The 13,889-nt window shown below is 67.0% G+C and carries 13 protein-coding genes; 9 read left to right on the plus strand and 4 right to left on the minus strand.

Annotated elements, in window-relative coordinates; translation table 11 throughout:
* Positions 1-34: 34 nt before the first annotated feature.
* Positions 35-1,150, minus strand: a complete 1,116-nt coding sequence (mutY, locus tag ACK4HL_RS10085; RefSeq protein ID WP_409759825.1) for an A/G-specific adenine glycosylase — start codon at positions 1,148-1,150, stop codon at positions 35-37.
* Between mutY and ACK4HL_RS10090 the strand changes: the two genes are divergently transcribed.
* The 9 genes from ACK4HL_RS10090 (at position 1,149) to ACK4HL_RS10130 (ending at position 9,287) form a co-directional block, all read left to right on the plus strand.
* Entirely contained in the window at positions 1,149-1,691 is a 543-nt protein-coding gene (locus tag ACK4HL_RS10090) for a DUF721 domain-containing protein (protein ID WP_409759548.1), read from the plus strand. The two genes, mutY and ACK4HL_RS10090, sit on opposite strands and share 2 nt — an antisense overlap.
* A 39-nt stretch (positions 1,692-1,730) precedes the next feature.
* Positions 1,731-2,354, plus strand: a complete 624-nt coding sequence (locus ACK4HL_RS10095) for a DsbA family protein (RefSeq protein ID WP_409759551.1) — start codon at positions 1,731-1,733, stop codon at positions 2,352-2,354.
* A 30-nt stretch (positions 2,355-2,384) separates the two neighbouring features.
* A complete protein-coding gene (gene smc, locus ACK4HL_RS10100) occupies positions 2,385-5,846 on the plus strand; it encodes a chromosome segregation protein SMC (RefSeq protein WP_409759553.1) in 3,462 nt (1,153 codons plus the stop codon).
* A complete protein-coding gene (locus tag ACK4HL_RS10105) occupies positions 5,843-6,445 on the plus strand; it encodes an HAD family hydrolase (RefSeq protein ID WP_409759556.1) in 603 nt (200 codons plus the stop codon). The genes smc and ACK4HL_RS10105 overlap by 4 nt, the downstream gene beginning before the upstream one ends.
* Before the next feature lie 198 nt (positions 6,446-6,643).
* Positions 6,644-7,051 carry an AtpZ/AtpI family protein gene (locus ACK4HL_RS10110; RefSeq protein ID WP_409759559.1) on the plus strand — a complete coding sequence of 136 codons (408 nt, stop codon included), beginning with the start codon at positions 6,644-6,646 and terminating at the stop codon, positions 7,049-7,051.
* Between the two features lie 2 nt (positions 7,052-7,053).
* A complete protein-coding gene (locus ACK4HL_RS10115) occupies positions 7,054-7,806 on the plus strand; it encodes a F0F1 ATP synthase subunit A (RefSeq protein WP_409759562.1) in 753 nt (250 codons plus the stop codon).
* Between the two features lie 45 nt (positions 7,807-7,851).
* Entirely contained in the window at positions 7,852-8,076 is a 225-nt protein-coding gene (locus ACK4HL_RS10120) for a F0F1 ATP synthase subunit C (protein ID WP_409759565.1), read from the plus strand.
* A 75-nt stretch (positions 8,077-8,151) separates the two neighbouring features.
* The gene (locus ACK4HL_RS10125) at positions 8,152-8,790 is read left to right on the plus strand and encodes a F0F1 ATP synthase subunit B (protein ID WP_409759568.1); all 639 of its coding nucleotides are present in this window, start codon (positions 8,152-8,154) and stop codon (positions 8,788-8,790) included.
* Positions 8,791-8,801: 11 nt separating this feature from the next.
* Positions 8,802-9,287: an ATP F0F1 synthase subunit B gene (locus ACK4HL_RS10130; RefSeq protein ID WP_409759571.1), complete on the plus strand. Its 486-nt coding sequence runs from the start codon at positions 8,802-8,804 to the stop codon at positions 9,285-9,287.
* Between the two features lie 110 nt (positions 9,288-9,397).
* Here ACK4HL_RS10130 and gcvP read toward each other — a convergent pair whose 3' ends face one another.
* The 3 genes from gcvP to gcvT are packed head-to-tail and all read right to left on the minus strand — an operon-like array spanning position 9,398 to position 13,807.
* Positions 9,398-12,301 carry an aminomethyl-transferring glycine dehydrogenase gene (gcvP, locus tag ACK4HL_RS10135; protein WP_409759574.1) on the minus strand — a complete coding sequence of 968 codons (2,904 nt, stop codon included), beginning with the start codon at positions 12,299-12,301 and terminating at the stop codon, positions 9,398-9,400.
* Positions 12,302-12,310: 9 nt separating this feature from the next.
* On the minus strand, positions 12,311-12,679 hold the full coding sequence (gcvH, locus tag ACK4HL_RS10140) for a glycine cleavage system protein GcvH (RefSeq protein ID WP_409759577.1): 369 nt from the start codon (positions 12,677-12,679) through the stop codon (positions 12,311-12,313).
* A gap of 9 nt (positions 12,680-12,688) precedes the next feature.
* Complete coding sequence (gene gcvT, locus ACK4HL_RS10145; protein WP_409759580.1) at positions 12,689-13,807, minus strand: glycine cleavage system aminomethyltransferase GcvT; 1,119 nt, start codon at positions 13,805-13,807, stop codon at positions 12,689-12,691.
* Positions 13,808-13,889 lie beyond the last annotated feature (82 nt).

The following is a 13,889-nucleotide window of genomic DNA, read 5'->3' on the forward strand; positions in this document are numbered from 1 at the left end:
CGCCTTCTCCCCGGCCTATCAACTCTTGTGCGCCCTAACCTAAGCGAGAAACGAGTTTGTTTCCACCCCTCGCCTGCTTCGGCTCCGGTTCGCCGCCCAGCGCATGCGCCACCACCTTGCGCATGACCGTCGGCAGGGCCTCGCCTGCGAGGTCCTCGGGCCGCACCCAGCGATAGTCTCCCTCGTCACGAAGGGCGCCGTCGGCGATGTCGTCGGCCCGCCACACCTCGAGCTCGAGATGGAAATGCGTGAAAGTGTGCTCCACCCGGCCCGCCAGCCTGCGCCAGCGGGCGGCAAGCGGCGCCTCCTGTTCTGCATCGCCGAACGCCTCGCCCCATGGCGTCGACGGCACTTCCATCATGCCGCCGAGCAGCCCCTTTTCCGCCCTTCGCCGCAGCAGCACCGCGCCGTCCTGACGCTCGATCCAGAAGGCCGTGCCGCGCCGCACCGGCACGCGCCTCTTCGCCTTCTTGCGCGGAAGCGAAGGGGCAAGCCCGGCGATCCGCCCGCGGCACTCCTCCGACCACGGACAGATCGGGCAATTCGGCGACCGCGGCGTGCAGATGGTGGCGCCGAGATCCATCAGCGCCTGGGCGAAGTCGCCCGCGCGCCGTTCCGGCACAAGCGCCTGCGCCCTGGCGCGGATCTCCGGCTTCGAATCGGGAAGCGGCGTCTCGATCGCGTGGATTCGGCTGATGACGCGTTCGACGTTGCCGTCCACCGCCGCGTGCCGCCCGCCGAACGCGATGGCCGCGATGGCCGCCGCGGTATAGGCACCGATGCCGGGCAGGCTCCGGAGTTCTGCCTCGTCTTCCGGAAAACGGCCGCTGAAGCGCGCGACGACCTCATTCGCACAGGCATGGAGATTGCGCGCGCGGGCATAGTACCCGAGCCCCGCCCAGGCCCGGAGCACGTCGTCGAGCGGCGCTGCTGCGAGCGACCGGACCGTCGGCCAGCGCGCGATGAACGCCTCGAAATAGCCCTTCACCGCCTGAACGGTGGTCTGCTGCAGCATGATCTCCGAGAGCCAGACGCGATAGGGGTCGGGCGTCTCCCCGGGAAGGGCGCGCCAGGGCAACACGCGCCGGTTGACGTCATACCACCGGAGCAGTTGCGGGGCCCGCTCGTCCTCCGGCCCTTTTCTGGCCATGCTGCTGCGCAAGGAAACGACTCCTGTTATAGCCTTCAACGATAGAGACGAGACCCCTGCCCCGGCAATGGAAACCCTGTCCAAGCATTTTCGCGAGATCACCAAGGCCGCCTTCCGGCGCTATGGCTTCGCCCAGGCCGACGTGGTGGCCCACTGGGAAGCGATCGTCGGAGAGGAACTGGCGCGGGTCTCCGCACCCGAGCGGATCCGCTGGCCGCGCGGTGCGGGGGATGAGTCGCAGAAGCAGGGCGGGACACTCGTGATACGCGCAGCGCCGGGCCGAGCACTCGAACTACAATATGAAGCGTCCCGCATCATCGCCAGAATCAACAGCTTTTTTGGCTATGGCGCGATCGCGAAACTCAAGGTCATTCAGGCCGCGATCCTCCTCGGGGAAACCCGGAGGCCGCCGCCGATTCCCGAAAAACCAGTTTGCGAACAAGCACTTGCGGCGCTCGAAGACAGCCCCCTCAAGGCCGCGCTGGAGCGCCTGGGGCGAAGCGTGGCGGCCACGTCGGGAAGTTCTCCACAAGGCAAATAACGTTTGGTTTCAACCCCCAACATCTAGTAGGTAACCCATATGATGATTTTCACCCGCCGTCACCTGCTCCAGGCCGGAGCCGCCTTGCTGGCCCTCGGCGCCGCCGCACCTGCCGCCTTGGCCCAGGTGGACACTGCGGAACTCCTGAAGCCGCCCCCGCTCGGAGACATGGCGCTCGGCGCGGCGGAGGGAGCCAAGGTGACCCTCGTCGAATATGCCTCGGCCACCTGCCCCCACTGCGCCGCCTTCCACAAGGAGGTGTGGCCGAAGCTCAAGGCAGACTATGTCGACACCGGCAAGATCCGCTTCATCTTCCGCGAATTTCCGCTGAACGATGCGGCACTCGCTGCCTTCATGATCGCCCGCGCCGCGCCGAAGGAATCCTATTTCCCGCTGATCGGCGTCTTCTTCGACACGCTCGACAGCTGGGCGCAGAATCCGGCCGAGGGCCTGCTCAACATCGCCAAGCAGGCCGGCTTCACCCAGGAGAAGTTCGACGCCACCCTGCGTGACGAGGCCCTGGCCAAGGGAATCATGGAGATCCGCGACGGCGGCGTGAAGTTCGGCGTCAAGGGCACGCCGACCTTCTTCCTGAACGGCAAGGCTCTCGAGGGCGAGCAGACCTACGAGACCATGAAGGCGGCGATCGACCCGCTCCTCTGAGGGGCGGATGAAGTGAGGGGCTAGGGCAAGATGAAATTCACACGGCTGAGGCTTTCGGGATTCAAGTCCTTCGTCGAGCCGACGGACCTCATCATCGAGCCCGGCCTCACCGGCATCGTCGGCCCCAATGGTTGCGGCAAGTCGAACCTGCTCGAGGCGCTGCGCTGGGTGATGGGCGAGAGCTCCTACAAGTCCATGCGCGCTTCCGGCATGGACGACGTCATCTTCTCCGGCACCACCCAGCGCCCGGCCCGCAACATGGCCGAGGTGCTGGTCACCATGGCCAACGAGGAAGGCACGGCCCCGCCGCACTACCAGAACCAGGAGACGCTGGAGATCTCGCGGCGCATCGAGCGCGAATCGGGCTCCTCCTACCGCATCAACGGCAAGGAAGTGCGCGCGCGCGACGTGCAGCTGCTGTTCGCCGACGCCTCGACGGGCTCGCGCTCGCCGGCCCTCGTGCGCCAGGGCCAGATCGGCGAGATCATCAACGCCAAGCCCCAGGCGCGCCGCCTCATCCTGGAAGAGGCCGCCGGCATCACCGGACTCCACACCCGCCGCCACGAGGCCGAGCTGAAGCTCAAGGCCGCCGAGCAGAACCTGACGCGCCTCGACGACGTCACCGCCCAGCTCGAGACCCAGCTCAACAGCCTGAAGCGGCAGGCCCGCCAGGCCACGAAATACAAGGCGCTCTCCGCCGAGATCCGCAAGCTGGAGGCGATGGGCCTCTATGCCAACTGGAAGGACGCGGCGGAGGGTGCGAGGCGTGATGCCGAGTTGCTCGACGAGGCGACCCGCGTGCTCGCCGAACACACCCGCTCCTCCTCCGAGAAGCTGCGCCTGCGCGACGAACTCGGCGAGAGGCTGCCCGGCCTGCGCGAGCAGGAGGCCGTCCGCTCCGCCGTTCTCCAGCGCATCGCGCATGAGCGCAACGTGCTGGACGAGGAAGAGCGCCGTTCGGCCGAACGCCGCCGCGAGCTCGAGCAGCGCATCGCCCAGATCAATTCCGACCTCCAGCGCGAGCAGGACCTGCTGAACGACACGGACCGCGTGCTGACCCGCCTTGCCGAGGAAGGCGAGACGCTGAACGCCAGCCAGGGCTCCGACACGGAAATCCGTGCGGAGGCCGCCGTGGCGCTGCAGCAGGCCGCCGATGCGCTGTCCCGCGCCCAGGAAGCGGCGGATGCGGCCAGTGCAAGGCTCTCCGAACTTGCGGCCCGGCGCAATGCCATCCTCCGCGCCATCGACGAGCATAAGGTGCGCCTGGCGCGGCTCGACCGGGAACGCGCCGACACCCAGGCCCGGCGCAACGCGCTCATGGCCCGCTTCAACGTCGAAGGCGACGGCGAAAAGCTCTCTGCCGCCGTTGAACACGCGATAGAGCAGGCCGCCGATCTCGAGCAGGCGGCCGCCGAGGCGGAGGCCGCGGTGCGTGCCGCGCGCACGGCTGAGGGCGACAGCCGCAGCGCACATGAGGAGGCGCGCCGCCGGGCCGACAGGCTGCAGACGGAAGTCCGCACACTGACGAATCTCCTGAAGGCAGGCGGCGGCGAGCTCTGGCCCTCGCTCATCGACCAGATCACGGTACAGCAGGGCTACGAGACTGCGCTCGGCGCCGCGCTGGGCGACGACATCGACGCATCGGCCGATGAGGGCGCGCCCGTCCACTGGCGGGGAATGCCGCCGCTCGCCGAGACGGCGGCGCTGTCGGATGCTGCGGAGCCGCTGAGCCGCTTCGTCGCCGCCCCGCAGGCCCTGCAGCGGCGTCTCTCGCACATCGGTGTGGTCTCGAAGGCTTTGGGCCAGGCGCTGCAGCCGCAGCTGAAGCCGGGCCAGCGCCTCGTCTCGCGCGAGGGCGACGTCTGGCGCTGGGACGGCTTCACCGCCGCCGCCGACGCGCCGAGTGCCGCGGCGAAACGTCTCGCCGAGCGCAACCGCCTCGCCACGCTCGAAACAGAGATGGCGGAGGCGCTCGCCACGGCGGAAGAGGCGAAGACCCGCTTCGAGGCGGCACGGGCAGCTGTCGAAAGCGCCGCCCGCCTCGAGCGCGACAAGCGCGAGGGCCATCGCGCCGCCGTGTCCGCCGTCGATTTCGCGCGCCGGGCCTTGACGGCGCATGAGCGCCAGATGGCCGAGCAACTCGCCCAGACCAGTGCGCTGGACGAGGCGCAGCGCCGCATCGAACAGGCTTTGGAGGAGACCCGGCTCCAGCTCGAGGAGGCGAATGCCGAGGCAGCCGGGCTTCCCGTGCTCGATTCCCTGCAGGCGGAGCTCGTCGACTTGCGCCGCGCCGTGGACCGCGGGCGCGCGGCCTATGCCGAGGCGCGCGCCACCCATGACGGCCTCGAGCGCGAGGCCAGGGCGCGCAGCGAACGCATTCGCGCGATCGAACTGGAGAGGGCGCAATGGACATCGCGCGCCGCCCGTGCCAACGACCAGATCGAGCAGCTCACGGCGCGCGCCGAGGAGACCCGCGCCACCATGGTCGATCTCGCTGCACTGCCGCAGGTCTTGGCCGACCGCCGCCTCAAGCTGATGAACACGCTGGCCGAGGCCGAAACCGAAAAGAAGGCCGCCGCCGATGCGCTGCAGGAGGCCGAGAACGCCGTCCGCCAGGCCGACCAGGAGCTGCGCGGCGTGCAGGAACTCCTCACCCGTGCGCGCGAGGACCATGCCCGTCTCGGCGCGAGGCTTGAGGCCAGCACCCAGCGCCAGGAGGCCTGCGAGCGGCGCATCGCCGAGACCCTGCAGTGCGCTCCCGACGAGGTGCTCGCTGCGGCGGGCCTCGAGGGCGGCGACCTCCCCGAAGCCGGCGAGATCGAGCGCAAGCTCCTCGGCCTTCGCGAAGACCGGGAGCGGCTGGGCGGCGTCAACCTCCGCGCCGACGAGGAGGCGGTCGAGGTGGCGCGGCAGCTCGAGGGGCTGATCAAGGAGCGTGACGACCTCATCCAGGCGATCAACAAGCTGCGCGGCGGCATTTCCAGCCTCAACCGCGAGGGCCGCCAGCGCCTGCTCGACGCCTTCGGAACGGTGAACCAGAAATTCGGCGAGCTGTTCACCACCCTCTTCGGCGGCGGCAAGGCCGAGCTCCAGCTCATCGAATCGGATGATCCGCTCGAAGCCGGGCTCGAGATCATCGCCAATCCCCCCGGCAAGAAGCCGACGACGCTCTCGCTCCTTTCGGGCGGCGAGCAGACGCTGACGGCGCTGTCGCTGATCTTCGCGGTGTTCCTCACCAATCCCTCGCCGATCTGCGTGCTGGACGAGGTCGACGCGCCCCTCGACGACCACAACGTCGAGCGCTTCTGCAACCTACTCGACGCGATGCTGGAGCGCACCGAAACGCGCTTCCTCATCATCACCCACCACGCGCTCACCATGGCGCGCATGCATCGGCTCTTCGGCGTCACCATGCTGGAGCGCGGCGTCTCGCAGCTCGTCTCCGTGAACCTCGACGAGGCCGAGACGATGGTGGTGGCCCAGTCGGCGTGAACGTCGTCTTCGACATCGGCAATGTGCTGATCCAATGGGATCCGCGTGCGCTCTTCCGCAAGATCTTCGCCAGCGAGGACGAGGTCGAATGGTTTCTCGCCAATGTCTGCACGCATGACTGGAACCTGGAACAGGACCGCGGCCGCAGCTTCGAGGAAGCGGTCGCCGCGGCGACGGCCCTCCACCCGGAACATGAAGGGGCGATCGCCGCCTATCACCTGAGATGGCACGAGACGGTGATCGGCCCCATCGCGGGCACGGTGGAGATCCTCGAGGCGCTCAACGCGCAGGGCACGCCCCTCTACGCCATCACCAACTGGAACCAGGACAAGTTCCGCGAGACCCGGAAGCGCTATCCCTTCCTCGGCCACTTCCGCGACATCGTGGTCTCCGGAGACGAACGCCTGGTGAAGCCCGATCCCGCCATCTACCGCCTGCTCCTGGAGCGAAACCGGCTCGAGGCCTCCTCCTGCCTGTTCATCGACGACAGCCCCAGGAACGTCGCGGGGGCCGAGGCAATCGGCATGCGGGCGCATCACTTCTCCTCGCCGGACGGCCTCCGGGCACATTTGGCCCGAAGCGGCATTCTCAAGGCTTGAGGGCCCTCCTGCCCGGCCTCGGGCGGGGCCCTTGCGCGCAAATCGACGCAGCATGCCAGTGAGGAGAAAAACCGTGAAACAACAACAGCTTATAAGCCCAATCCATTTCTTGACACATTTTGGACCCGCAACTATGGTGCGCGCGCTTTGGAAGGGGAGAATTTCCGAGCGCGCTCGCCGTTTGCCTGGAGGTCGGTCATGACGAAACCTAGCAGCGACGGGCCGGATAAGGGCTCTCCCCAGCCGGAGCTGGGCGACCTCTCGGCGCGTCTCAAGGATCTTTCGGGCCGCATCGCGGCGGAGAAATCCGAGCGCATCGAAAGCACGAAGCCGTCCGCCAGCCTGCGTGGCGCCACTGGCTATGCCAAGGGCTACCGGCTTGCGAGCGAATTCGTCGCCGGGACGCTGGTCGGCGGCCTCATCGGCTATGGCATCGACTGGTTGTTCGGCACGTTGCCCTTCGGCCTGATTATCTTCCTGCTCCTCGGTTTCGGAGCCGGCATCCTGAACATGGCCCGTGCGGCCAACAGGGTGCCCCCGGCCCAGGAACGGCTCGATTCAAACCCGCCGCCGCGCGCGGCCCTAGATGATGAAGAAGAGGACTGATCGTGGCTAACGATCCGATCCACCAGTTCCAGATCAAGGAACTCGCCGGCCCGTTCAACATCGGCGGCTACGAAATTGCGTTCACCAATTCCGCCCTGTTCATGGGCCTTGCGGTGGCGACCGTGACGGTGATCCTGGTGGCCGCGGCAGCCCGCGGCGCGCTGGTGCCGGGCCGCCTCCAGTCGGTGGGCGAGCTGTGGTACGAATTCATCCACAACATGGTGCGAAGCGTCCTGGGGCCGGAGGGGAAACCCTTTTTCCCACTGGTCTTCTCGCTGTTCTCCTTCGTGCTCGTGGCCAACATGCTCGGCATGTTCCCGTATTTCTTCACGGTGACGAGCCACGTGGTGGTGACCGCGGCACTCGCCGTCTTCGTCGTCGCCCTCGTGGTGGTCGTCGGCATCGCAAAGCACGGGCTGGGCTGGTTCAAGCTCTTCGTGCCGCACGGCGTACCGATGGTGATCCTGCCCTTCATCTCGCTGATCGAGATCATCTCCTTCCTGTCGCGCCCGGTGAGCCTGGGCCTCCGCCTCTTCGGCAACATGCTGGCGGGCCACATCGTGCTCAAGGTCTTCGCCGGCTTCGTGGTGAGCCTCGGCGCGCTCGGCATCGGCGGCATCCTCGGCGCCATCGCGCCCCTGTTCATGGCCGTGGCGCTGACCGCGCTCGAGTTCCTGGTGGCGTTCCTGCAGGCCTTCGTCTTCGCCATCCTCACCTGCGTCTATCTCAACGACGCGCTCCACACCCATCACTGATTTCGACCCTTCAACCCAACCTTCCGGACACTCAAGGAGACCAAAATGGAAGCAGATGCAGCTAAGCTGATTGGCGCGGGAATCGCCTGTATCGGCATGGGCGGCGCCGGCATCGGCGTGGGCCACATCTTCGGCAACTACCTGGCGGGCGCGCTGCGCAATCCGGCGGCGGCTCCGGCCCAGTTCACCAACGCGCTGATCGGCGCGGCGCTGGCGGAAGGCCTCGGCATCTTCTCGCTCGTCGTCGCCCTGCTCCTCCTCTTCACGTAATCCCGGTTACGGCAATCAGATCGAAGCCTGTCGGGCCCCGCGCCCGCGCAGGCTTCCCCATTTGAGGCTCTAGACATGTCGCAGACGACAATCGTCGTGGCCCAGACCACCGAGACCCCTTCCCCGGAAGGCACGGCCGAAACGCCGGCCCCGGTGGAGACCGCACCGCCCGCGGGCGAGGCCGGGCACACGACGGAAGGCACCGCTCAGGAAGGCGGCCATGCCGGCCCCTTCCCGCCGATGGACACCTCGACCTATCCATCGCAGCTCTTCTGGCTGGTGATCTTCTTCGGGCTGCTCTACCTGCTCATGAGCAGGCTGGCGCTGCCGAAGATGGCCGGGGTCCTCGAGAAGCGTCACCGCACCATCGAGGGCGATCTCGCCCGGGCCGCGGCGCTGAAGGACGAGACCGAGGCCGCGGTGCAGGCCTACGAGACGGCGCTGGCGGATGCCCGCGCCAATGCCCAGGCCATCGCCGCCGAAAACCGCGCGAAGATGGCGGGGGAGATGGAAGCCGAGCGTGCCGCGCTTGACAAGACGCTCTCCGCCAAGACAGCCGACGCCGAGGCCCGTATTGCCGTGGCCAAGGCGCAGGCGATGAAGGACGTGGGCGAGGTCGCCGCGGAATCGGCGGCCGAGATCGTGGCCGAGCTCACGGGCTCCACGGTGAGCAAGGCGGAGGCCGCCAAGGCCATTGCCGGGCTCAAGGGCTGAGGAGAGGAACCATGCATTTCGACGCGACATTCTTCGCCCTGGTGGCCCTGATCATCTTCTTCGGCATCGTGATCTATGCCGGCGGCTTCAAGGCCATGGGCTCCGGCCTCGATGCCCGCGCCGAGCGGATCGCCAGGGAACTCGAGCACGCCGCGCAGCTCCGCAAGGAGGCAGAAGCGCTGCTCGCCGAATACAGGCAGAAGCGCCTCGACGCCGAAAAGGAGGCAGCCTCGATCGTCGCCGCCGCCCGTGCGGACGCCGAGGAGTATGCCGCCGAGACCCGCCGCAAGCTTGCAGAATCGCTCGACCGCCGCACGAGGCAAGCCGAGCAGAAGATCGCCCAGGCGGAAGCGGCAGCCATCAAGGACGTGCGCAACGCCGCCACCGATCTCGCGATCGCCGCGGCTCGGAACCTGATGTCCGACACGGCCCGCAGCCCCGAGGGCGCGGAACTCATCGCCTCCTCGATCGACGCGGTGAAGAACCGGCTGAACTGATCTTCTTGTCTCGCGAATCGAAAAGCCCGGCCATTCGGCCGGGCTTCTTGTTCTGTTCGCTTCCCCCTTCTCCCGTTCGCGAACGGCAGGGCGGATGAGGGCCCCTTCGCCTACTCCGCCGCCTCCATGTAATTCGCCATCGGCGGGCAGGTGCAGACGAGGTGGCGGTCGCCATAGACATTGTCGACGCGCGCGACCGGCGGCCAGTACTTGTCGTTCGGATAGCCCTTCAGCGGGAAGAACGCCTTCTCCTTGGAATAGGGGTGCTTCCATTCGCCGAGCAGCAGGCGGTGGGTGTGAGGCGCGTTCTTCAGCACGTTGTCGAGCCTGTCCGCCTTGCCCTCCTCCACCTCGGCGATCTCGCGGCGGATCTCGATCATCGCGTCGCAGAACCTGTCGAGCTCGCGCTTCGCTTCCGATTCGGTGGGCTCGATCATCAGCGTGTCCGGCACCGGGAAGGACATGGTCGGCGCGTGGAAGCCATAGTCGACGAGGCGCTTGGCCACGTCTTCCACGGTCAGGCCCGTGCGCTCCTTCAGCCAGCGGAGATCGATGATGCACTCATGCGCCACGAAGCCGCCGGGGCCCCGGTAGAGCACGGGGAAATGCGGATCGAGGCGCCGCGCGATGTAGTTGGCGTTGAGGATCGCCATGATCGTCGCCTTCCTCAGCCCCTCGCCACCCATCATGGCGATGTAGGTCCAGGAAATCGGAAGGATCGAGGCCGAGCCCCAGGGTGCCGCTGAAACCGCGCCGTGGGACTGCTCCCGCCCCGCCGCGGGGTTCACACCCGTCACAACATTGTGGCCTGGAAGGAAGGGTGCGAGATGCGCCTTGACCCCGATCGGCCCCATGCCGGGGCCGCCGCCGCCATGCGGGATGCAGAAGGTCTTGTGCAGGTTCATGTGGCAGACATCGGCGCCCAGTTCCGCCGGGCGGACGAGCCCCACCTGCGCGTTGAGATTGGCGCCGTCGAGATAGACCTGCCCGCCGTTGGCATGGACGATGGCGCAGATCTCCTTCACCGCCACCTCGAACACGCCATGAGTCGAGGGATAGGTGATCATCAGTGCGGCGAGATTGGCGGAGTGCTCCCCCGCCTTCCGCTTCAGGTCCGGCACGTCCACGTTGCCCTGCTCGTCGCAGGCCACCGCCACCACCTTCATCCCCGCCATCACGGCGGAGGCCGGGTTGGTGCCATGCGCCGAGACCGGGATGAGGCAAACGTTCCGGTGCGCCTCGCCGCGCGACTCGTGATAGCCGCGGATGGCGAGGAGGCCTGCGTATTCGCCCTGGCTTCCGGCATTGGGCTGCAGCGACACGGCATCGAAGCCGGTGATCTCGGCCAGCATCTCCTCCAGTTCCTCGAAGAGCTGCATGTAGCCCTGCGCCTGCTCGAGGGGCGCGAAGGGATGGAGCATCGAGAAGCTCCGCCAGGTGACGGGGATCATCTCCGTTGTGGCATTGAGCTTCATGGTGCAGGAACCGAGCGGGATCATCGACTGGTCCAGCGCCACGTCCTTGACCTGCAGATGCCGCAGGTAGCGCAGCATCTCGGTCTCCGAGTGGTACATCGAGAACACCGGATGCGTGAGATAGCTCGAGGTGCGGCGCAGCGCGTCCGGGATGGTCTCCGTCAGCCCCTTGTCGATGCCATCGATCGTGACGCGCTCCAGCGCATCGGTGCGGAACACGGTGAGCAGCCTTTCCAGCTCCTGCCGTCGCACCGACTGGTCGAAGGAGATGCCGAGGTGATCGGCGTCGACGAAGCGCAGGTTGATGCGCTTTTCCTTGGCCCGCGCCCAGAGCGCGTGCGCCCGTCCGGGCACCTGGATCGTGACGGTGTCGAAGAAGGACTTCGTCACAACCTCGTAGCCGAAGTCCTTCACCGCCGCCGCGAAGATCTCCGCCATGCGATGGGTGCGCTCGGCCATCTTGCGGATGCCCTTGGGGCCGTTATACACCGCGAACATCGAGGCGATGACGGCGAGGAGCACCTGTGCGGTGCAGATGTTGCTCGTCGCCTTCTCGCGGCGGATGTGCTGCTCGCGCGTCTGCAGCGCCATGCGCAGCGCCCTGTGGCCCTCCGAGTCGACCGAGACGCCGATGACGCGGCCGGGCATGGCGCGCTTGTACTCGTCCTTCGTCGCGAAGAAGGCGGCGTGCGGCCCGCCATAGCCCATCGGAACGCCGAAGCGCTGGGCCGAGCCGATGGCGATGTCGGCGCCGAGTTCGCCTGGAGGCGTCAGCAGCGCCAGCGCCAGAAGGTCTGTCGCCATGATGGCGAGCGCGCCTGCGCCATGCAGCCTGGCGATGATGGAGCGCCAGTCGCGCACCTCGCCCGAAGAGCTGGGATAGGAGAGAAGTGCGGCGAAGACGCTCTCGGGCTTCAGGTCTTTCGCCGGATCGCCGATCACCACATCGTAGCCGAAGGCCCGCGCCCGCGTCTCGATGACGCCGATCGTCTGCGGATGCGTGTCGCGGTCGACGAAGAAGGTGTTGGCGCTGGTCTTCACCACGCGCCTGGCCATGGCCATGGCCTCCGCCGCGGCGGTGGCTTCATCCAGCAGCGAGGCGTTGGCGATCTCGAGGCCCGTCATGTCGATGACCATCTGCTGGAAGTTCAGCAGCGCCTCGAGCCTGCCCTGGCTCACCTCCGCCTGGTAAGGCGTGTAGGCCGTGTACCAGCCGGGATTCTCCAGGATGTTGCGGAGGATCACCTTGGGCGTGACGGTGCCGTAATAGCCCATGCCGATCATCGAGACGAACACGTCGTTCCGCTCCGCCATCTTGCGGAGATAGGAGAGTGCCGTCCGCTCCGGCATCGCCTTCTTGAGCTCGAGGGGCCGCTTGGTGCGGATCGTCTCGGGCACCACCTGGGAGATGAAGTCCTCGAGCGATTTCGCGCCGAGGCTCCGCAGCATCTCGGCCGTGTCGGCGGCATCGGGCCCGATGTGGCGGGCAATGAAATTGGCGCCGGGTTCGAGCTCGGCGAAAGTGGGTCGGCTTGTCATGTTCTGTTCTCAACCATTCACGAAGCTGTCATAGGCGGCCTTGTCCATCAGCTCGTCGAGCTCGGAGGGGTTGGAGAGCTTCACCTTCATGAACCAGGCACTGCTCTCGGCCTCGCGGTTGACGAGGGCGGGGTCTCCCTCCAGTTCCCTGTTCACCTCGACCACCTCGCCGGACACCGGCACATAGACCTCGCTCGCGGCCTTCACACTCTCGACCACGGCAGCCTGCTCATGCGCGGCAACCGTCTTGCCGATGGCGGGCAACTCGACGAAAACGACGTCGCCCAGCTGTTCCTGCGCATGGTTGGTGATGCCGATGGTGGCGACGCCGTTCTCGACTTTCACCCACTCGTGATCCTTGCTGTACTTGACGGTCATGGGAAACTCCTAGCGTTTGAAGCGATTGGGAATGAAGGGAAGCTTGACGATCCGGGCGGCCATGGGCGTGCCCCGCACGATGAGATTGACGGCCGTTCCGGCTGCGGAGGATTGAGTTTCCACATACCCCATGGCGATGGGTCCGCCGACGGAGGGCCCGAAGCCGCCCGAGGTGACCTTGCCGATCTCGCGGCCGGATTCGTCGGTGATGGGCGTGCCTTCGCGGGCCGGGGCGCGGCCTTCGGGCTTCAGCCCCACGCGCTTTCGTGCAACGCCTTGGGCGAGGTCCTTGCGGACGCGGTCAGCCCCGATGAAGCCGCCTTCGGCTCTCCGGCGCTTGCCGATCGACCAGACGAGGTCCGCCTCGACCGGCGAGATGGTCTCGTCCAGCTCATGTCCGTAGAGGCACAGTCCCGCCTCGAGCCGCAGCGAGTCGCGCGCGCCGAGCCCCACCGGCTTCACCAGCGGGTCGGCGAGGAGAAGGTTCCACAGCTTCGGCGCATCGGCGTTCGACACCGAGAGCTCGAATCCGTCCTCGCCCGTGTAGCCCGAGCGTGACACCTGCGCCCTCATCCCGGAGATCTCCGCATCGGCGTAATGCATGAAGTTCAGCGACTTCAGATGCGGCGCGAGCTTCGCCAGCACCTCTTCCGCCTTTGGCCCCTGCAGGGCGACGAGCGACAGCCCGTCGAGCCGACTGAGGCTCGCGCCGCGCGGCAGGCGGGCTTCGATCCACTCATAGTCGTGGTCCTTCCGCCCGGCATTGACCACGACATAGAGCACGCCGTCCTGCTCGTGCCGGGTGATCATCAGGTCGTCGAGCGTGCCGCCCTCTTCCGAAAGCAGCTGCGAGTAGCGCTGCTGGCGGGGGGCCAGGCCAAGGATGTCGGCGGGAACCAGCGTCTCCATGGCGCGGGCCACGGACTCGAAATCCGCTCCCTGGATCACGCACTGGCCCATGTGCGAAACGTCGAAGAGGCCGGCATTTTCGCGGGTCCAGTTGTGCTCGGCGATGATGCCGGTGGGGTACTGAACGGGCATGTCATAGCCCGCGAAGGGCACCATGCGGGCGCCAAGCTTCACATGGTCATCGTAAAGGGATGTTCGTTTGGGAGCGTCGTCGCTCATCTCAAGGTCTCCGGACAAGGTTGAGCCAGACCCGGCATCGGCCGAATCTGCCCCCTCTGTACGAGACCTGAGAGATTTCACG

This window comes from Aestuariivirga sp. (assembly GCF_046294715.1).
GTDB lineage: Bacteria > Pseudomonadota > Alphaproteobacteria > Rhizobiales > Aestuariivirgaceae > Aestuariivirga.